The 19281-nt window shown below is 51.5% G+C and carries 22 protein-coding genes and 1 tRNA gene; 8 read left to right on the top strand and 15 right to left on the bottom strand.

Annotated features, from left to right (window positions below; all coding sequences use genetic code 11):
* Position 1 precedes the first annotated feature (1 nt).
* From ACR0CA_RS16575 to ACR0CA_RS16565, 3 genes are all read right to left on the bottom strand, one after another.
* Positions 2-181 (bottom strand): hypothetical protein, encoded by a 180-nt coding sequence (locus ACR0CA_RS16575; protein ID WP_170408637.1) that lies wholly within the window; start codon positions 179-181, stop codon positions 2-4.
* Complete coding sequence (locus tag ACR0CA_RS16570; protein ID WP_170408636.1) at positions 181-687, bottom strand: eukaryotic translation initiation factor 4 gamma; 507 nt, start codon at positions 685-687, stop codon at positions 181-183. Before ACR0CA_RS16570 ends, ACR0CA_RS16575 begins: the two co-directional genes overlap by 1 nt.
* Positions 688-706: 19 nt before the next feature.
* Positions 707-800, bottom strand: a tRNA-OTHER gene (locus tag ACR0CA_RS16565).
* Between the two features lie 464 nt (positions 801-1264).
* On the opposite strand from ACR0CA_RS16565, the gene ACR0CA_RS16560 reads away from it, so the two are divergent.
* On the top strand, positions 1265-2239 hold the full coding sequence (locus ACR0CA_RS16560) for an adenylate/guanylate cyclase domain-containing protein (RefSeq protein ID WP_170619611.1): 975 nt from the start codon (positions 1265-1267) through the stop codon (positions 2237-2239).
* Positions 2240-2324: 85 nt separating this feature from the next.
* Here the strand turns inward: ACR0CA_RS16560 and ACR0CA_RS16555 are convergent, their stop codons facing one another.
* Genes ACR0CA_RS16555 through ACR0CA_RS16545 form a run of 3 tightly spaced genes read right to left on the bottom strand, consistent with a single transcriptional unit; the run spans position 2325 to position 4681 of the window.
* Positions 2325-2846: a DUF2779 domain-containing protein gene (locus ACR0CA_RS16555; RefSeq protein WP_480900328.1), complete on the bottom strand. Its 522-nt coding sequence runs from the start codon at positions 2844-2846 to the stop codon at positions 2325-2327.
* A complete protein-coding gene (locus ACR0CA_RS16550) occupies positions 2741-3889 on the bottom strand; it encodes a hypothetical protein (protein WP_480900326.1) in 1149 nt (382 codons plus the stop codon). Before ACR0CA_RS16550 ends, ACR0CA_RS16555 begins: the two co-directional genes overlap by 106 nt.
* A gap of 15 nt (positions 3890-3904) precedes the next feature.
* Positions 3905-4681, bottom strand: a complete 777-nt coding sequence (locus tag ACR0CA_RS16545) for a 2-keto-4-pentenoate hydratase (RefSeq protein WP_480900324.1) — start codon at positions 4679-4681, stop codon at positions 3905-3907.
* Positions 4682-4804: 123 nt separating this feature from the next.
* Here ACR0CA_RS16545 and ACR0CA_RS16540 point away from each other — a divergent pair, with 123 nt between their 5' ends.
* Both ACR0CA_RS16540 and ACR0CA_RS16535 read left to right on the top strand, forming a co-directional pair.
* Positions 4805-5002, top strand: coding sequence for a DUF3955 domain-containing protein (locus tag ACR0CA_RS16540; protein WP_170408632.1), 198 nt, complete (start codon positions 4805-4807; stop codon positions 5000-5002).
* Positions 5003-6009: 1007 nt separating this feature from the next.
* Entirely contained in the window at positions 6010-8088 is a 2079-nt protein-coding gene (locus tag ACR0CA_RS16535) for an autotransporter family protein (protein ID WP_480900322.1), read from the top strand.
* Positions 8089-8176: 88 nt separating this feature from the next.
* Here the strand turns inward: ACR0CA_RS16535 and ACR0CA_RS16530 are convergent, their stop codons facing one another.
* Positions 8177-9109: an SdiA-regulated domain-containing protein gene (locus ACR0CA_RS16530; RefSeq protein ID WP_480900320.1), complete on the bottom strand. Its 933-nt coding sequence runs from the start codon at positions 9107-9109 to the stop codon at positions 8177-8179.
* Positions 9110-9291: 182 nt separating this feature from the next.
* On the opposite strand from ACR0CA_RS16530, the gene ACR0CA_RS16525 reads away from it, so the two are divergent.
* On the top strand, positions 9292-10050 hold the full coding sequence (locus ACR0CA_RS16525; protein WP_480900319.1) for a DUF4956 domain-containing protein: 759 nt from the start codon (positions 9292-9294) through the stop codon (positions 10048-10050).
* Here the strand turns inward: ACR0CA_RS16525 and ACR0CA_RS16520 are convergent, their stop codons facing one another.
* The 7 genes from ACR0CA_RS16520 to ACR0CA_RS16490 all read right to left on the bottom strand — a co-directional run bounded on the left by ACR0CA_RS16520 (position 10051) and on the right by ACR0CA_RS16490 (position 15408).
* Positions 10051-10992 carry a metallophosphoesterase family protein gene (locus ACR0CA_RS16520; RefSeq protein WP_480900318.1) on the bottom strand — a complete coding sequence of 314 codons (942 nt, stop codon included), beginning with the start codon at positions 10990-10992 and terminating at the stop codon, positions 10051-10053. It abuts the gene before it with no gap.
* Positions 10982-12415 (bottom strand): hypothetical protein, encoded by a 1434-nt coding sequence (locus ACR0CA_RS16515; RefSeq protein WP_480900316.1) that lies wholly within the window; start codon positions 12413-12415, stop codon positions 10982-10984. Before ACR0CA_RS16515 ends, ACR0CA_RS16520 begins: the two co-directional genes overlap by 11 nt.
* A 784-nt stretch (positions 12416-13199) precedes the next feature.
* Entirely contained in the window at positions 13200-13373 is a 174-nt protein-coding gene (locus ACR0CA_RS16510; protein WP_171722483.1) for a hypothetical protein, read from the bottom strand.
* Between the two features lie 42 nt (positions 13374-13415).
* The gene (locus ACR0CA_RS16505; protein WP_480900314.1) at positions 13416-13775 is read right to left on the bottom strand and encodes a hypothetical protein; all 360 of its coding nucleotides are present in this window, start codon (positions 13773-13775) and stop codon (positions 13416-13418) included.
* Complete coding sequence (locus ACR0CA_RS16500; RefSeq protein ID WP_480900312.1) at positions 13776-14390, bottom strand: hypothetical protein; 615 nt, start codon at positions 14388-14390, stop codon at positions 13776-13778.
* Positions 14391-14445: 55 nt separating this feature from the next.
* Positions 14446-14865 (bottom strand): hypothetical protein, encoded by a 420-nt coding sequence (locus ACR0CA_RS16495; protein WP_170408625.1) that lies wholly within the window; start codon positions 14863-14865, stop codon positions 14446-14448.
* Positions 14866-15108: 243 nt separating this feature from the next.
* Positions 15109-15408: a hypothetical protein gene (locus ACR0CA_RS16490; RefSeq protein ID WP_170756245.1), complete on the bottom strand. Its 300-nt coding sequence runs from the start codon at positions 15406-15408 to the stop codon at positions 15109-15111.
* Positions 15409-15969: 561 nt separating this feature from the next.
* Here ACR0CA_RS16490 and ACR0CA_RS16485 point away from each other — a divergent pair.
* From ACR0CA_RS16485 to ACR0CA_RS16470, 4 genes are all read left to right on the top strand, one after another.
* On the top strand, positions 15970-16485 hold the full coding sequence (locus ACR0CA_RS16485) for a DUF805 domain-containing protein (protein WP_480900310.1): 516 nt from the start codon (positions 15970-15972) through the stop codon (positions 16483-16485).
* A gap of 72 nt (positions 16486-16557) precedes the next feature.
* The gene (locus tag ACR0CA_RS16480) at positions 16558-17328 is read left to right on the top strand and encodes a hypothetical protein (RefSeq protein ID WP_480900308.1); all 771 of its coding nucleotides are present in this window, start codon (positions 16558-16560) and stop codon (positions 17326-17328) included.
* Complete coding sequence (locus ACR0CA_RS16475) at positions 17312-17848, top strand: hypothetical protein (RefSeq protein WP_170808397.1); 537 nt, start codon at positions 17312-17314, stop codon at positions 17846-17848. The genes ACR0CA_RS16480 and ACR0CA_RS16475 overlap by 17 nt, the downstream gene beginning before the upstream one ends.
* A gap of 222 nt (positions 17849-18070) precedes the next feature.
* Positions 18071-18520, top strand: coding sequence for a DUF411 domain-containing protein (locus tag ACR0CA_RS16470; RefSeq protein WP_480900307.1), 450 nt, complete (start codon positions 18071-18073; stop codon positions 18518-18520).
* A gap of 72 nt (positions 18521-18592) precedes the next feature.
* On the opposite strand, the gene ACR0CA_RS16465 is transcribed toward ACR0CA_RS16470, so the two are convergent.
* The gene (locus ACR0CA_RS16465) at positions 18593-19201 is read right to left on the bottom strand and encodes a Spy/CpxP family protein refolding chaperone (protein ID WP_480900305.1); all 609 of its coding nucleotides are present in this window, start codon (positions 19199-19201) and stop codon (positions 18593-18595) included.
* Positions 19202-19281 lie beyond the last annotated feature (80 nt).

Here is a 19281-nt window from a genome sequence, read left to right as displayed (position 1 = left end):
GTCACATTCTCCAGAACTTGGTCTTGTTGAGATGGAAGACCCCTCTCGAGATCTGGCAAAGGGCAATCAGCGGGACATGACCGGTGGCCAGTGAGCCCGTATTCATGAGCTTCCGGGCGTAGTTCTCATCATCGTAGTCTTCCATAATCTTATTGAAGGTCACTTGTTGTTCGGCGGTCATCACCATTCCTTCTTCACGCACGCAGGGCACCGATTACGGTCATCCGTTCGGTCGATCTGACCGAAATAGCCACAAACTGAGCAGGTCATTCGATCTCGAGCAGGCTTTTTTCGAACGCCAAAAAGCCTCTTCCTTTTAGGGTGGCGCTTGCTCGCGACATCATGCGCGCACCAGCAACAAAGTGTCTTGTACCAGCCGTCCAGAAGTTGGGTCTCGGCACTATTCCCGCATCGTTCACAGCTGTGATTTGCACGCGCAATCGTCGCAGCGATCATCGACTGAATTTGTCGATCATCACACCGGTGGTAGATGCGGAGCTCGCCGATTTTCTCTTTGATCTGAAGGACAAAGGGGTAGGTGGCACCCTTCAGATCGCAGTATTCCTTAACCTCTGTGAAGAGCACCGTGACCAAGCCGGACCAGCCTTCGGGTGTGCTTCCGAGGTTCTCCTCGACCGATTGCTTGATGTCGTTGAAATCAATTGCGTTCGTGACGTCGTCCGCCATGTTGGACACCTCCTGAGAATGGTAGGAGGCGTCGGAATCGAACCGACTCGTGCACTCTAATCTGGAGCAATTACAAGGATATAAGCCTCGCCCGCATACCAATGCTGCCTCCCACGGATTTTGCGTGGGTTATCGACCTCAGGCCGATATTCGATGGCAGTGGATGCGTGTGAACGTCATGTCCGCAAGCTGAACCAGTTCGTATAACCATGTCAAGACGGAGCGTGCTGTACTTAGAAATTCACCGCGTAGTTCTGGGAACCTTCTAGCTTAGCGTGTGCCCGATACACTGATGCATGTTATTTTGCGGGTCAGTACAGCATCGAGTAGCTCTCAGACAGCGAAGCGATTCGATACCCTGTGATCCGGAATCGAACTCAGAAACTCCGTCGATAGTTCGCTCTGAACCGACGCGCGTCTTTTTATCTGCGTCTAATGCGCTCCGTTCTGGAGAAATACAAAAGTCTTGATCTGACCAAACCTCAGCGGCGGCATTGACCTGCATCTTTCGAAAATGGAGATCCCGGTTGCAAGACCTTGTAAGTCTCATTCCATTTAGCGTCTCGAGTCATTTGTGATGATACGTTCCTCACCTGAACTGCTGGCAGTTTCGAGGCGTTGGTATGAAATACTCAGAACCAAAAAGAATACTGACGAGTTGCAGGATTTTCTGTCGAAGGTAGATGAACTACGGTTTGTTGGGACAGGCGAAGGAGAGTTTTGGAGTGGGCAAGCAGTTCGCGATGGGGTTAGCGGCTTTTTCGCGGAGATCCCTGCTCCCGTCGTTTTCGAAGAAGTTGAAGCTGAGGCCTTCGAAAACGGAGACACGGGATGGTCATCCTTCGTCCATAAGATTCAGTTTGTCGGCTTTGATGAAGCCGTATTTTACCGCACCGTCCTGATTTTTGTCCTGGAGGGAGCGGCCTGGAAGATCATCAATCGCCACGCTTCAGTGCCCACTCCAAATATTGAACTCGTGGGTAAGGAACAGCTAGCCATCCAAAAATTGGTTGATGCTGCGCGTGAAGATGGACCCGAGCTGGTCCAAACCGAAGGTTTGGCTTCGGTACTTTTCACTGATGTAGAAGGCAGTACAACGTTGGCGGAGGCGTTGGGCGATCAGCGTTGGTCGGTGCTGATCGAAAACCACTTCCAAGTCTTGGCGGCGATCATTGAAAAGCATCATGGCCAGTTCGTGAAATCCCTCGGAGACGGAACGTTGTCCGTCTTTCCGTCCGCGAAAGAAGCACTGACGGCCGCTATCAAGATTCAGAAGGCCATTGCATCGGTATCCGCGGAGCCATCTTTCGATGTTCGGATTGGAATTCACACTGGTGATGTCGTGCAATCTCGTGGAGATTTTTTCGGTACGGTGGTCAACAAAGCATCACGCATAACGACCGTTGGTGCGGCAGGCGAGATACTCGTTTCAGATGCGACTCGCGCTATGGTCGGAGGACGAACCGATTTCTCTTTTTCTGAAATAGAACCCAGACTCCTGAAAGGTCTACGCGGTCACCACGTTTTGTATCGGCTGGATTGGCAAGACTAAGTCTTGGGGGCGCCGTAACTCCGGCAAATCGCCTAGTCTCGTAGGGGAGCAGCACCGCCAGTTGTTTTGAGGTTCGCGCCACAGCTCACATCGCCAGCAATTCCTTATGAATTGCGACCATTGCCCAAGTGTCGCGCGTGCAATACGCCACAAGATCAGAATAGACCTTCTCGCGCGCTGGATCATCCGGTTCGGTCAGTGTTACGTCCTTCCAAAGGCGAGACGCGCTCGCCCCCTCTTTGATGTCCAGATCATCGTATGAAAGTTCTGGCAAAAACGCTGGAAGAACGGCCTTGATAGAGGCGCTTCCTTTGAACGCAGGATCGTTGATCACTTCATCCGCAAACGGCTTCATCAGATCTACAACGCGTGCATTTAGGCCTTCCAGGAACTCTGCATGCTCTGGATAAGTTTCCGCCATTTCCGTATTGCGCGATTTCTCGAACGGCGCATACCAAACCACTAAAGAGCCAACGTCTCCTATGTCCTCACGAAGCCTTTTCAGCAAGGCTGGCATCGGGTTACTGGCGTCTCGGTGGAGATACTCCCTGTGCTCAATTTCTCCGCCAGGCTCATGCTGGACATGCAAGGAATACTGAAAAGCCACTTGCTGATAGGGACGCGTTCCGTCCCAGGGTGGCAGAAAACCTGAGACGTCTCGTAGTCAAAATAATAAACCGGATAGACAATCTCGCTCAGAAACCTGCTCAACTCCTGATGATCGATTGTGCGCCCACCATTCGCCGTGGCTCTCAAGTAGCGTTGCGTCGACTTGCCCAACACAAATGGATCGCTGATCTCGTCAATCTTTGTGATCCCATTTGCGATGAGTTCGGAGGCTTTTTCCGAATTCATGAACGGAAGGCGGTGGATACTGTCCTGCGCGAGAGGTGGGTCGAGTTTTTCGCGAATTTCCAGCCATTCACCGTAGGATTTAAGGCGCGCACGTTCGGGGGACGGGTCAGGCATCGTACCGCTGGCAACGACGCTCAATGCCTGATCGATACGCGTGCGTGTTTTTTCGAGCTGCTCAGTCACCGCATCCGTGATGTCAGTGATGCTGACAAGCTCTTGCGGATTGATTTCGCCGTTTCTGACGTAATCACGGTTCACATGTGCCACTTCGCAGCGCGCAATGGGGAACCCCGCTGCCTCAAGCACGACACGCTGGAATGCGAGATCAAAAGTGTGTTCGGGCTTTGCAGAAGTCCCGCTCTTGATCTCTGTCAGAACGTACCCATCGCCGCTGCGGCTCACGATGTCGGAGATGCAAGTTATGGTTCCATCTTCATAGCGTCCCTGAGCCACGGCGTTCGCACCATCTCTCCAAGCATCCAGAGTGCGTGCAGGCAGAGCTTGGTATTCAGAAAAATCTGAAAAACCGAGGCGAACGAGATCACCAAAAAGCTCCTCTGCATAAGGCTCAAACGCGTGCCCCTCGTCAAAGCGTGCTTGCAATGAGGGGTCAATTGGCGGCAACAGATGCCTGGCGTGTTTTTTGATCCATAGCCAGGCAGGGTGCCTGAGAAACATCATGTAATCTGATTTGGATAGCATCGTGTAATTTGCTTCCCAGAATTGATGGAACCAGTGGAAGACCATCATGGTCAGCCGTTGAGAGCAACTTTTCTTTGGTGCAGTCGGCGTCACCAATCTATCAAAGCCTCATGTAAATCGTACCGATAGCTCGGTGTCCATCACGCCACTAAAACCAGCTGACCATTCTTCACCCGGAGACACTGGCCATGCGTCTGTCAAAGTACCGGTTGTAACCAGCTCGCCTCCCTGAAGCTGGTCGGCTTCGGAGAGCAGAGATACAAGATGAGCCAGGACTTCAATTGGGCCTCCAAGCGCGTTTTCACCTTTGCCGGACTCGATGGCCTCGGTGCCCTTGAACAATGCTAGTGGCACTTCGGCCAAGCCGATCAAAACATCATGCGTCGCCGCGATTTTGTCGCCAAGAACAAGGCAGCCGTGCAATCCTTGTGCTGCGATTGAATCTTCGACTGAGAATTTCCAGTTGGGATAAATCGATTGCACGATTTCAAACCCTGGAGCGACCCACTCCACGCAACCTGCCAACTGTTCATTGTTCATTTCAGCCGTCGGCGCATCGCCGAGGCCAAGTACGATTTCTGGCTCGATTCTCGGTTCTGAATACCTTGCCAAGTTTACCGGCTGATCAGTCGAAAACAGCCCATCTGAGTGAACCTCTCCCCAAATGGGTTGATCCACACCATAAACAGGCCAAATCGTGCGGTTCGTGAAGCCGACTTTTCTGCCAACTCTTTCTTTGCCCAAAATCTCGCGGACACGACTAGCAATCGAATATGCGTCATCCAGCGATAGCTGTCCTGCCTCTGAAGACAGTTTAGGTATCTGCCGGGCAGAGGTCAGGGCATCAGCGATTGTCTTAGCGTTAGCTTCAATATCTCTTGTCATATTCGCATTATACGCGCCTACGGCTGGATTGCGATGCAATCAAGGTATTGAAGAACTAGGCTCCTCAATTCACAGGTATGAAAAACGATGCTAACTATTGGCCCATTCCGTTGGAGACCTGACATGACCAAACTTCGCCTTTTTGGTATCGTCATCCTTTTCCTTGCAGCACTAAGTGGGCTTTCAGAGCACCTGTTTTATGGCGGTGTCGACCCAAACGGCGTTCTGCAAGAAAGCTTCTTTTTGCCGCTGACTTTCATTCTCGCAGCAATTGGCGTCGTTGTGCTCGTAGTTTCGTTGTTCCAATCACCGCGTGACTGAGACGCGTCCGTCAGTTAGAACGCTGTTCCAAAACGCAAATCGGGTAATCTCCAGGATGGCGACCTCCGCCCAAGTCTAGGCAGGCCTCCTCATATTGGTAACGTTCGACCGCACGTCCCGCTAGGAACATGCATAACCCGACCGTCAATACGGTGAGCGCCAACAGTATCTTCGTACTCCGTGTCATTGCTCAGTTTATTGTTTCATTCTCTTGGTTTCAGTCAACCAGCTTTCAGATCTTGTCGAAAATTGGCAAACTCTGAAACTCAAAATTCAAATTGGTTTCGTCGAGTTTCTGAATAAGGGACGCGCCCTCGATAAGATCAATCTCGGTCCAGAAGTTTTGGCCTACTAGCTTGAAAAGGTGCGTATCGGCGGAGCGGTGAGCATCTGCATTGATCTTAGCTATCGACTCCGAAATCCAATGATCCATGCCTATACTCAATGGCGCTGTTCAGCGCCCGTCAAGCTCGGGAAAATCGTTTCAAGGCTTGACCTTTTGCGACGGCTTCTACGCAAAGGTGCGTATGGTCGGAATGCAAAACCCGGCTTGTCTTGCCTCGCAGTAATTGCACGAGCAGGTCTGCATTGGGCAGACCTTCCCGTGTTGTGAGTTTGCTCATATGCCACAACAAAAAATCCAAAAAGATAAACTTTGTTTTTCAAGTCCTAAGTTAAGGTAGATTCGCTTGTACTGCGAGAGGAGAAAGTTGGTGACAAACAATAGGCCGTTCCCACTAAGTCGAATTGCTCAGCTCATCACTCTGGCGAATATCGCATTCGTAATTTTGGCTTATTTGATGTCGCCAACCAAAGCACAAGCCCAAAGCTCACAGGCCTGCGTAGAATTGGGGTCTCCTCGAATAGAGTATGCTTCTGGATCTGAAAGCACTCGCGTTAATCAAACAATCTCAACGACGGAACGCACGTGTCTGCCGATCCCAAACGGACCCATAACAGGACTTACAATTGGTAACTCCTCTATCACGTCCTCAGGTGAAATTGAGTTGTATGTTCCTGGCCAAAATACCGTTCCAAGCAATGCTTCAGTTTTAACTCTTCTGAATGTTGATGTCGCCGCAGGCAGCGGAGACTTTGTATCCCGGGAAGCATTGGCAACAAACATCAACGGGAAGCTCAGAGTGAACCTCATTGGAACTTCGATTGGTTCCGGCAGATCAATGACGTTCGTTCCGTTCAACGGCGCGAATATCGACCCCACTGAAGTTTACTTCCAGTCAGACCGACCGTTAACCTACGACAACCTGACCGTTATGGGGGCTACCGAAGTGGTTTTCGGGGCGTACTATATCCAGACCCGGGTTGCCGAGGCTTCTGATTTCACACTGACGAATAGTTCGATTTCTTCAACCAGTGACATGGCGATTGCGGCAGGCACGACTGTTCGGCTTGATGCGGCAAGCAGTTTGAACACCGTAAACTTTGAGAATTTTGGCACGCTGGCCGGAACGGGAAACGTGAACGCATTCAACTTCACAGTTAAGAACGGAGGGGTGCTTTCGCCGGGCTTTTCAATTGGTACGCTTAACAATAGTGGCGGTATCGCATTTGAAACTGGGTCAAGGATCTTAAGTGAAGTCGATCCGACGGCCGGTCAGAAAGCCGATTTGGTGTCATCCAGCGGGCGCGTTACAGGGATTAACCGCGCCACTATACAAGTCGAAGCCGCTCGTTTCGGCCTGACTGCGCAGGACTATGCTGCTGGCAACGACTACACGGTTTTTCAAGCCTCGCGTTTCGATGGAAACTCCCCAACTCTTGTTGCCGGAGGATCTCTGCCCGCCCTATCCAGTCTGAGTATCTCAAACACGCCAACCGCGGACGGTAGAATCGACATAGCGTTTTCGACCCTCCCCGTCTCGAGTTTACCACAACACCCATCAGTTGTTGGATCTCCCAATGCAAGCAACCTTGCTGGTGCGGTGGCCAACACCACAAACACGTCACCTGGAACTAATCTGACCAATGGCTCAACCTTGGGTAATACCGTTAACACGCTTACCAATTCAGGTTTGGCTGGGTTTAATCGTGTGCACGCAGAACCCTATTCCTCCAATTTGACCGTTGGGCTTGAGCAACTTGACCTGATAACCAACACTGTGCTGAGCCATGCTGACTGCCGCAAGTATCAAGCGGTTGGCTTCAGCAATGCGGATCAACCCGTTGCAGAAGGCGACATCGACTCGGCCCAGAGCCCGAGCGGCGCAATAGACTGCTCTGATCGGCGCTGGTGGATCGACACGGCCTATGTGAGCGGGGACGTTGATGGAAGCAATGGCCTTGGGACATTCGACTATTCGCTGGGCACGATTTTGGTCGGAGCGGATGTCGCAAGCACCGATAGAGGTGTGGTCGGCGTGTACGCAGGTTTTGGGACATCCTCCATGGATGAACACGATCAAGTCGATCAGGACTTTTCGACCGACAGCTATCATGTGGGCGTCTATGGGCGCACAACAACCGGAACTTGGGAGTTCTCCGGGCTGGTCGGTTACATGTTCGGTGAAACCGACGCCAAGCGAAATAACCCTTCTGTTGATGGCTTTACGGGAGGCGAGGCAAAGTCTGATTTGGACCAAGAGGGCATCCATGCCGGTATCCAGGCACGAAAGCTGTTTAACCTGGACAGCGATGCAAGGGTTTCTACGGTTTTCGGATTGAACTACGGGCGTATCCAACAAGGTTCAGGCACAGAGACGGGCGGTGGTGATTTTAATTACTCGATTGAAAAAGCGAACGCAGAATCGCTGGTCGCTTCTATTGGAATTGACTACCAGCGGGATTTCTTGACAGAGAATGGTGTGCTAACCCCAATCGCCTTTGCTCGTTACGAGTATGATTTTTTTGCCAACAAGGACAGTGAACACGAAATCACTGTCACGAGCCCGATATTTGGGACATTCACGCAAGTCGGACAAAACCGAGGCGCCAATGGTTTCGTTCTTGGGCTTGGACTGGGCTATCAGATTTCTGATCTGGCGAGACTAACGGCAGGATATGGCTATTCAGTTCGCTCCAATGGCCAAGAACATGGCCTGGGTGCCAACTTAAGTGTTCGGTTCTGATTAGGGTGGACCAACGAAGAGGAGTGGTAAGCTAGCTGCAACAACTTGCGTCAGCTATTGTGGCGATGTGAGCTTCATTCTCTAGCGATCAAAATTTGGGGATATTAAAAACATAAAGCCGTGATTTCTTGGCGTCGTCTGTCAGGATGTAGAGAAGCCCTTTGGTCTCATCGAGAGCGATTCCTTCGGGATGTTTAACTTCCTTTTGTTCGCCATCTTCTGTGAACGTCAAACTGATAGACTTTACGGACTTGGACTCTGGATTGTAGACGAAGATTTGACGGCCTTTGTCACTTACAATCCAAAGAGAACGTGAGGACGGGGACCATGCTAGGCCGCTCAAATCCAGTTCATCATCATCTACACGCTCGGAGATAAAACCTGCATCGCGGACTAAAGGAATGATCTCAACAATTTCGTCTAGCGCTGGTGATACGACCATTAACAACCTTGGTTGTCCTTCAATGCCAATGAAGACCCGCCCCGATTCCGGGTCAACAGCGATACCTTCGGGTCCCTTGTTTAATGGGTTGCCAACGAGTAATTCAGCGGCGGCCGAGTAACCTTTAAGAGATGTGAGAGGTATTGTTGTCAATTGAATGGGTTCGGTTGGGTGAACGACTAGAATTGATCGGTCAGTTTCCTGAAGCACCAAAACAGACCCATCCTTTCGAGGTGCAACACCCTCCAAATCTGATCCTGCCAATGCTGGCAACTTGAAAGAGTTTCCTAATACCCCGTCGACTCTGAGTAGGTGCAGTTTAGGTTCGGCATCACTTACAGACCACAAGAAGCCTTCAGCGTTAGACATTGCCAAACCGGAAGGCTCTGAAAATCCCTCTGATTTGTCTGCCACCTTGAATTTATCGACCAGAACCAAACCAGCACTTTCGGCGTAGGCAAAATTGGTCCAAGGCAAGAAGGCTGCCGCAACCGAGCTGGCCGTAAAAGCGAGTCGTCTAAGTTTGCAGAAACACCGTGAAATTTCAGCTTTTGACGAAAACACTCTGTTTTCTGTCATTGGATTCTCTCGCGCTTGGACCACATCCCTGTATCAGCGTTCGTATCACAGTCCGGATACGATGTCCGAAGAATGCACTGTAATCTCTTTACCTGATCCCGCCTGTTGCGATTGAATTGAATAGGGCACGATGTGCCTTTGGTTAAGCGTAAGCCTTTGGCGTGAGCAGGGAGGAAGACAAGTTGAATACGACCCTCACATTTGTGACCGTGTTGTTGATGCTGCTGTTGCCAGGTGCTGCGGTGTCACAAGTCGACCCTGCGACGATGCTGGCCGGGGCTTCGGGGTCGGAAATCGTTATCGAACGCCGGTGGACGCAGTTTCGTGGCAAACAGGAACTGTATTTCTTTACTCTCGATGTGATCGTCACGATCATTCTGGCTGGCTTGATCGTATATCATCCGGTGAGACGTAAAGCCCGTAGAAGCGTCCGCGATATAGTTATGCCAAGGCTTTTCTTCCTGTATGCGCTTATCGGCATGGCGGTTGGTTTCCTGGTGGTTCAGCACGGGTCAATGATCGGTTTCGTTATCTTTGGTATCGGAGCGTTGCTCAGGTTCCGCTCCAATCTCGATGATCCGGTGGACACTGTCGAAATGATAATCGTGACTGTTCTTGGTCTTGCGGTCGGTTTGGGCTTGCCGCTGATGGCCACACTAGTGGCGGTTGTTTGTTGGTGTTTCATTTGGCTCGGAGGGCGAAACAAGGGTGTGGAAATTTCGCTCAAAGCTTCGGACGAAGAGCACTCATTGAAAGTCACCGGAGCCATTGAAGCCATGGCCACAGACGCTGGCTGGAAGCTGGTCAGAAAACACCACGTCCCCGGAAAGTCTCGCGTCTCATTGCTTTTCATCACCTCGGGTGGACTGACGGAAGCCCGGATCGAAGAGATGATAAATGATCTGGTCCCTGAAAAAGTCGAACTGAAACTCAACCTCTAGTCATTTCACAAGGTCTAAGCGTTTCAACACCGCATTCGGGGATCTGATCTCTTTCGGGAGCGACTTGAAGTTTACCGACCTTTCGAAGTCAGGGCCTCGATATACGGCTATCTCAAACTCTCCGTTCGGCTGGAACGTAACATGAGTGAAGCTGTGAGGTGATCTGGCGCTATCGCCAATAAGCCGCCGCGGACCACCTCCCAAACAAGCTTGAGAGACGTAAGCTACACCGTCTTTCCAACCGGGGTAGAAGGCATGATGGTGGCCTGAAAGATGCAGAACAACACCGCTTTCCAGATAGATTTTTTCAAGTGTTGGGTCACCGATGATTTCGCGTTCGCGCTGGATCGCGAACGGCCAAAGTGGGAGGTGACTGAAAGTGACAATCGGGTCTCCGTCTGCACCCAATTCCTGTAACCGGTCCTGCTGGTCACCGGATAGGGGTCCTAGGGTCGTTGCATCCAAAGACGCAAACGTAATGCCCTGCATCTCAAATGCGTAGAAGAACGGGTAGTCATCTGAAACCAGGAAGTCGACGCCTGGTTTTCTCGGCGTCCATTCCTCTGCGTATATTTTCCTTTCACGCTCGAACCCTCGGTAGGCGGAGGCATCATGGTTTCCAGGTGTGACCGCAAATGGAATGCCGGCAGCCTCTAATGGATCTGATACGACCTCGTGAAACGCATTCCACATATCCCTGACCTGTTTGTCGGACAAGTTGGGAATGCGCTGTCCCGCAACCATATCTCCGGTCGAAATAACCAGATCTGGATCAAACTCGATTATGCGCTCAATCGCCTTGTCGACGCGGGCATCGTATCTTACCGAACCATAGCTTCCATTCAGATCCGATATGACGATGACATCCAATGCCGCCGCTTTGCAGGCGACCATAGCGGTCCAAATGATAGCCGAAAAGAGCGTAGAAAGCTTACGGGTCACTACAGTTCACGGCCTCCACTTCGGTGTCGTTTCTCAAAAAGAATGCGACAGGATCCAAGTCGAACATCAAATCACCACTAGAACAATTGCTCTGGAGAATGGACGTTGCCAGCGCAGTATTTTTGACAACTTGTGCAATCTGACTGTCTGACAAACCAAAGCTTTGCGATAGCCAGTCATAGACTGGGCCTTGGGATTGAAGGTCACTATTCAATGCAACCAAGCGCCGATACGTGCTTGGAGAGAAGTGGCGAATTTTCTCCAGCATTTGAGTAGATTTCGCGAAGTTGGCGTATTCGACACGCCCACCAGCATCGTTGTCGTTTAGATTGCTGCGACGGATCAATAATGCGTCGTCGGGAACGTCTCCATCGTTTGGCTCATGGTGCTTGGCTTTCTTATGCTTCAGCTTTCCGTCTTCGACCCAATACCAATAGGGTGTGAAGTCTATGTTTCCTACGCGGTCCTGCTGGCTAAAGATGAAATCGAGGAGTACAATCTCGGTAAGTTCTTGCATCCAAAATGCCATCTGTTGGTCGCTGACATCGGGACCGAGATCCTTGTTGATCATCCGGTCTCTTCGACCTTCTCCAACGCCCTCTACAATGGCCTCTGGCAAGGGTTTTGAAGAACGCAAAGCCAAGAAAGCAGGCGTTTCCTGAAAATCGCGGTTCTGACCTTTCCCCCAACCAGATTTACGGGTGCCGTTGATTTCCGAGCCGTATCGATGCCCAGGGCTATCAAGCAGCGCACCGTATATTTGCGTTCGATCTGCGGTGAACAGATCGTCGGTTGGCTGGTACGAGTTCGGGTCGGCATCCGCAGCCGCGAAGACCCGCCAGCCTTCGTGGTTCATGCGCCCACCATGAGAGCCGCCAGAAATCGCAAGGCCGGGCTCTGCGACCTCGGAAAAGTGCGCCTGGGCGTCCATGCTACGCCAAACGGCGACTGGAACTTTTACAGTCGTGTCGAAATATCTGGAGAAATGATAGTAAAGCAGCGACGAGGTGGAAAAGGTTCCACTGGTGCCCTTTTGGTTCATGGTGGATTTGAATTTGGCCACCCTGTCCTTGGCCAGATCTTTCGCCGCCTTCCCCTCTTTGCAAGCGTTTCTCTCGAACTCAGTACGGTTCCCTGTGTAGGGTCCTTCCGAAATATCGTACACGGCCATTCCTGGGCTGGTGCTCCAGGTTTTCGGGCAAATTGCAATTTTTGAGGCATAGAAATCGATCTCGCAATAGGCAGTTTCTTCCTCAAGATCGCTGTTCTTGTACTCGCCGGTTGGAACTTTTTCGATCCGAATACAGCGTTCAGTAAGGCCGTTGGGACTATCAAATGTCGTGGCTTCACCGAGAACATCGTCGTTCGCCCACAAGACAGTGGGTGCAATTAAAGCAAATGACCCCAGAAGATTGAACTTCATTTGGATAGTCCTCCCGGTATCATTTAGGGCAAATCGCTGCCTGTTGTTCGGTGGAGATTTTTAACTTGGGGTCGACACTGAAGTTGGAGAATTTTGAGTCTATCCACTGGTCGCACCCGCCTGAACATGGGGCCCCGTTTCGGGCATCATTCCAATATTCCTTGGCCCTTTCCTCCGTCCAACCGCAAAACTGAACGAGCGCCATTGCCGACAATGCACCCGAGGAATGAACGCCCCACATGCAGTGAACCAGGACAGGGCCCTTTCCTGGGTTTTTAATCACCTCGTGTATGGACGCCATGACAGCATCGGGTCGGGAGGATCTGGCGCTCTGATAGTCAAAGGATCCGTTTCCGCAACTGGTGCGACCGTATTCAGTGTTTTTGCCGAAGTCGGCATAAAACCCGGTTGAAAACCCTTCACCGCACAGAGTTTTGCGTTGACCGTTACTTAGGCCCGTTCGGTCCTTGTCACCGCCTTTGAAACCGGATCGATACAAGACTCCGCTTAAGACTGGTCGAAAGAAAGCGACACCGTCAACGCCTCCGTCACCACCCTTTGAAAGCATTTGACTGTTGCTTGGACCGCCATTTCGACTGGTCACGTCAGAATTCGCAGCGGTTGCGAGAACACCAATGAATATGAGGGACGCCAAAAACCGCATGCGAACTCCTTTCTATACTTGAACCTTTGATGCTCAAACTCTTGCGACCTGATAATCTCTCGGAAAGGCTAGTTCACGACAACCATATCAAGTGGGCAGTTAGCTTTCCGCTGTGAAACTTTAGATGGGCCACACCAGATTGATGATAACGACGACTACGAAGTAGGCTAGAACAACTTTCCAGTTCCATTGGTGCTTGTTGTCTTCGTTTATCACGCCAGCCGATTTTAATGCCAGGTTTGTGATTACTAGAGCGGCAATGATGACCACTGCATGTGCCAGGTCGAATTGCAAGTTAGAGCTCCTTCTTTCAGATTTGGGATTGATGGAATTTTGTTAGCAGTCACTTGATGGCAGCATAGCTACATCTGAGTACCTTCCCTCAGACGTCGTGATCCGAGCACATGCACCAGTATCCTTGTTAAACCAGTACGAGGTCAGACCTTCGCTTCGGATGAGTTCAAATCCGAGACTTTGGATGCCCATTTCAGCTTGGCCCGCTCTTGCCCCTTCAAATGACGAAAGATCGCTAGCGCTGCCTACAGTTGGTGCACTTGCATCCACCGATCCGTCACTCTCGTCGCATGCTGCCAGTGCACAAATACATACCGCGCCGATCACCATTAGGACATTGGTTCTCATGTGTTTTTTTCCTGGCTGTTTTAAGAACGTGTTCAAGGTCTTCTGGTCGATCACCTATTCAATTCCGAAAATTACGTTGTAGCCGACGGAAGAGTTGCTGCGATTGATAACCTCCACAAAATGATCACCAGATTGCCAAAGCTGCCCTCGATACTCCTTGTCCGCCGACATTAGTCCCAACAGTTCAGAACCATCGGGGTTACGAATGACGTAGTCCAAGGAGCCATTTCGCGGAGCGACGCGGACGTAGAGGAACTGTTCGTTTTTTGCGCCGAGAACATATTGCTGGGAAGCTCCGGGGGCGAGTTGGCCAACGAGTTCGGCGCCGGTGGAACCAGCATCGAATTTGACACGTTGGCTACCAGTAGACCCGGCGGCGCCTGCCATGGCTCCACCGCCATCATCCATCGCTTCGACAACCGACATCTCGCCGATGCTACCATCCTTGTACGCGATGCAGCGCCAAAGTGTTCCGCCTGCGTCTCGTAGCATGACGAGCGTGCCCGCTTCTGAGAACTCTGAGCTTTCAATCGTACCTGATTGACCGTCTGGTCCTCCAACCTGTCGCAAATGATCGATACACGCGTCGTCTGCTTCAGACATTGCAAAAGAAGCCGTGCCTGCGATTGCGAACATCGGTGCGAGGAATTTGAGTACAGCGAATTTCATCAGATGGTCCCTTGCTGGCTGATCCTTAGAGTTTTGTTCCGTACAAAGCGGAACCTCACTTCGCGTCTCGTAACTTTGACAGAAATTCATCGCATGCCTGCGCGCTGCCGACGATCTCGTCCGTCGTTTCAATTCCTTGCAGTGACGCCATTTCGGAATTTACGCGGTTGAGGATCTGATCCGCTTGCTCGGCGGTGATAAGGTTCTCAGCTTGTGCTCCTTTCAATGTGGTGCAGACACCGGCGGACAAGCCTGTCGCAACGCCGACACCCACCGCGGCCCCGCCACCCAAGGTCATCGCCCCAACCACGCCGAGGACGAGCCCGATCACAATTCCCAAGATTACTTTTCCCATGTTTTCCTCCCTTTTGGTGAGAAAGAGTTCAGCCACCACTACTGGCGCAATCTGCGTGCCCATCTGCAAATCAAAACCAGCGCTAACAGGTTGAGCGCCGGAGCAATCGCCGCGAACCACGGCTTGGCGGAATCCGAAAATAAGTCCGCCACAAGTATCCAAGGTAGTCCCAACGGCAGCAGGAACACTCCGGACAAAGGGTCTCGTTCCTGTCCCAACCAGCCAAATGTGCCCGTCAAGAATGCAACCAACGCCAATAGGTACATGACCGCGAATACGATGATGGTGGTTCTACAAACCAAGTCGAGCCTCAGCTGATCAAGCCAGTGCTGCGCAGCCGTTTTCAGCTACGCAGCAGACAGGTCACAATGCGCCTTCGTCGCCCAGGAACTCGATACCAGCTGTCGCGCCATCACTGTAAGCAATGCAATTCCAAGGAGCACGATCCTCACCAACACCGACAGTGACTTGTGTTCCAGCTTCGCTAAATGCGGATGAGAGCACCACGACTTGTGAATTGTTTGTTGTGCTTGCTACATCTCGCAAACACGCCTGCTGAGCCGGCGTGAGCTCGGCGGACGCGCTTGATGTACTCGTATCGTCGCAGGCCGCAAGCAGTGCGAAACATGTCGCGCCTGCAATCATCACCATCTTGTTAGACATTTTCTTCTCCCTCTGGTTCCCTTGAAATTAGTGAAATTGGATGCGCTTGTTTGAAGCTCCCGCGTCTGTGCAGCCAATTGAACATACCTTGATCCTGTGACTACCATTCCCAAAACTTGCCGCGGGGGGCTTGGTCGGCGGGAAGATATTTCGTTGACTATCGGGGCCGACAATAACGTGTGAAGGCCGAATGACGTCACTAGCAAATGCTAGAGCAAACTCTGGACAGAGGGCGAGTACGTTTAGTCTGAGCATCGCGTCCTCCCAGCGCTCAATCATTGTAAAGTGCCTTCCGACCGCCAGCACTCACTCCAGCAGTCGGAAGGGCTCGGCAAAGCGAGCAGCAACGACAACAACGGAGGTAAAATGAAAGTTGCGTCGAATTCGCATGTTTGAATCTAATTTCTAATAAATCAATATTTTTTCCGCGCGTAAATTTCTCTACGCTCTCGTACGATAGGCCTCTGCGTTCAAACAAAAAAGTAAGTGGGAGCTAAGAGTGTGTTCCCCTGAGCGGCGAAGCGATTTGAGGCCGCACAAAAACAATGAAGGGATTGAAAGATGGGATTTGGTGAAGCCGTTAAGACGTGTTTCTCGAAATACTTCCAGTTCTCCGGTCGGGCTATACGCTCAGAATACTGGTGGTTCTTCTTGTTTGTGGTGCTCGTGAGTGCTGGTTTAGCTGTGCTGGATACGATCATATTCGGGACCAACCCAGAAACTGGGCAAGGATCTCGGGTTCTGTCCTCTGTTTTCCAACTGGCTGTTCTCATACCTATGCTGGCTGCCGGTTGGAGACGGCTGCATGATACAGGACGACCTGGCTGGTACTTGCTGCTGCCGATGGCGCTCAGCATTACAACGCTTTTTGTTATGCTGGGTGGGGTGGCGTTCTTCTCGGTATTGGAGCAAGGGACCGAAAACCCCGATGCCTTGCGAGGACCTGCGGCCGTCCTGGGCGTAACCGGTATTGTTGTTGTCTCAATTCTTCAATTGGTTCTGTCCATCCTGATGATCTGGTGGCTGACGCGACCTTCCCAAGAAGGCGCAAACGAATACGGCGCACCTGTTTCCTGACCTGGTTGCCCAGGTAACGGGCCGGATTCCTGCTGAATGAAAGTCCGAACCGCAACACCATGGAGAGAGAAAATGAGTTTCAAAACGATTTCCACTGGGACGCTGATGGTGGTTATGGCGACTACAGCATCAGCGGAGTGGTCGTTTAGTTCCGGGCCCAATCCCAATGCATTTATTCAATCTGGAAACATGACGCTGGAACTTCAGTGTAACCGTATCCGCTTTGCACCGGCTGGATATGAGGACAGCCAGGACATTGTGGAGAAGCAGGGGCTTTCCATTCGATTTTTGAAGAACGGCACCACCGAAGTTGGGGCATTTCAAGTTGGCGCAGAAAACGCGGCTTTGCAGATCGTCGACAATTTTCCCGTCGAGGTCAGTTTCAATAGTCAAGAGGACTATGGTTTTGTACTGGACCAGCTTGCGGCCAATGCATCGGTTAACCTGTCGATGATTGATCAAGATGTCAGCTACGGAATCTTTGACTTAAAAGGCTCCAGCGCGGCAATTCGGTCCCTTCGTTCCGCCTGCGATTCAGGTCCTAGCCAGGGGGCCTCCTACGAACCCCCCGAAGGCATCGTCTATTGTGGTGGCGGAGCGATAAAACGCGTGATCGAACCCGTGATTTTGGACAACCCTGAGGGAGACTGGGACGCGCGAGTAACAGTCAACGGTGATTCAATCAGAGCAATGACGGCCTACAGTTACTTCGGAAACTCTGAGCCGCCGGCCGGATTTGTCGTAGCCCTACTTGGGGAAGACAGGTCCGAGTTTCTGATTTTTAGCGAAGGCTCGGCAAACTGGCTGGAATATGGGGACTACAGGTATGATCAGTGCAATTGATACCTCCTTCCAACCAGCTTCCCAAATAGCGCGTCTGATGAAATGTTTGCTCGCCGGGGTTATGCTTGCTTCGGGCCTTGTCTGGACCTCACCAGCTGTCGCGGCTGATGTATCGCAACTTCCGCCCGGTTTGCAGGCGAAGGTTGGTCTGGCGGCACGAGCCTGTGCGGAGTTCAACGACGGTCAATTTGACTTAGATTGGGGTGCGGTTGAAAGGGTCGATCTCGACGGAGATCTACAACGCGACTGGGTTTTGAATGAGGCTGGTTTTGCGTGTTCGAGCGCCGCATCTCTTTACTGCGGAACTGGCGGATGCATGTCGCACTTTTGGGTAAGCGAAGAGGTGCACTCCTTGCTAAACCAAGGCTGGACAGTCGTTGATTTTGGGCGTCAACGCGTTGTTGTGGCAGATATTCATGGATCCAATTGCGACGGAATAAACCCAACGCCTTGCGTCACGGCCAGTGTTTGGGATGCGGACGCTAAAACGTGGCGCTCGTCTGCTGGCGATTGGGAGTAAACTGCATTTGAGAATTGCAGATAAGCCATAGGAGCTGGTTTGTTCGATGGGTTCTCTGTGGCACGCAAACTTATGGGCAAATCGTGCAAAGTTATGCGCAAATACCGCGCAGAGTTATGGGCAAGCTTCCAAGATTTTCTTCAATGAAATCAATGTTGGGAATGCAGCGTTATGAGCGCACCTACAGATGTGTAGTCCCATGAGGAAGCGGAGAAGAGACCAATGAAACGACGCGAATTTTTACTTGCGGGTACAGCAGCAGTGTTGGCTACTCCTTCCGTCGGACAAGAAGCCCCACTCATCAAAGTCTACAAGACTCCAACCTGCGGCTGTTGTGCCGCGTGGGTAGATCACCTGATTTCCGCAGGATTTCGTGCCGATACGCTAGACGTAGGGCAGGAGCAGCTGTGGTCGCTTAAAGAACAAATGAAAATCTCAGATGAGCTTTCCAGTTGCCACACTGCATTTGTTGGGGGCTATTTTGTCGAAGGTCATGTCCCGGCAGAAGACATAAATCGACTTTTGTCCGAACATCCTGAAGGCCTCGGCCTAACAGTTCCAGGCATGCCGATGGGTTCACCCGGCATGGACTCTTCAGACGAACGAGAACCTTATGAAACCTTGCTCGTTGGTCTGGATGGAACAACGAGTGTGTTTGCTCGACATAGCTGAGAGATTGGATGAAGGGCAATCAGATTTCCCAGCTCCATGTCCAACATTAGTTTCCGCTGATTTCAAAAGGATTCAGCTGCAACCGTTGTGTTTTTTCCACATGGTTGGGTCGTGGCCTTCGGGCACATTGGAGCACGGGTCGTTCGCATACCCTCTTAGAATGCTGTATTGCTGGATTTGATCTGCGCTCAACAGCGGTGTTGTTTGCAGGTGCCGGGACAGATGAACCAGTCGTAATTCGGCCCTGGCCGTTTCTGCCGCTTTAACAAGTTTGTTTAACTCGGCTAAGTCAAGCTGGTCACCGGCAAACGCTTCACTTAACGCCGCTTCGGCCTCAATAAACCGCTCGCCTGCGACGATTGCCTGTTTGCGCATTTCAGATTGGATCGTGCCAATTCTTTCCACCTGATCCTTCGAAAGTCCAAGTTCATCTTGCAATTCGAGCAAGTGTGCTGGGCCTGGTTTGCCATTCAGCTCCGCTGGTAAAGCAAAACCCCAACCTCCGCCGCGCCGCAGCTCTTCTAGATCGGTCTCAGATAAGCTTTTGATGGTCCTGGATTGCAGACCGGCGTATGGCGTGATTTCAGCGTCGTGAGTGTGACTTTGCGCGAGTGCTAATTGAGAATATTGGATCGTACAAAGCGCCGTTACAATCAGAAACTTAGGCATAAACTTAATCATGAAGTCTCCTTTCTGGCTCACCCAAATGCCTTCTTCCATACAGTACTTCTGCCCGGCGCAGCGACATTCCTGCTCCTTTT

It is taken from the genome of Ruegeria sp. F12 (assembly GCF_056533885.1).
The sequence above is the reverse complement of the archived record's forward strand: the minus strand, read 5'-3'. Positions and strand labels throughout refer to the sequence as shown.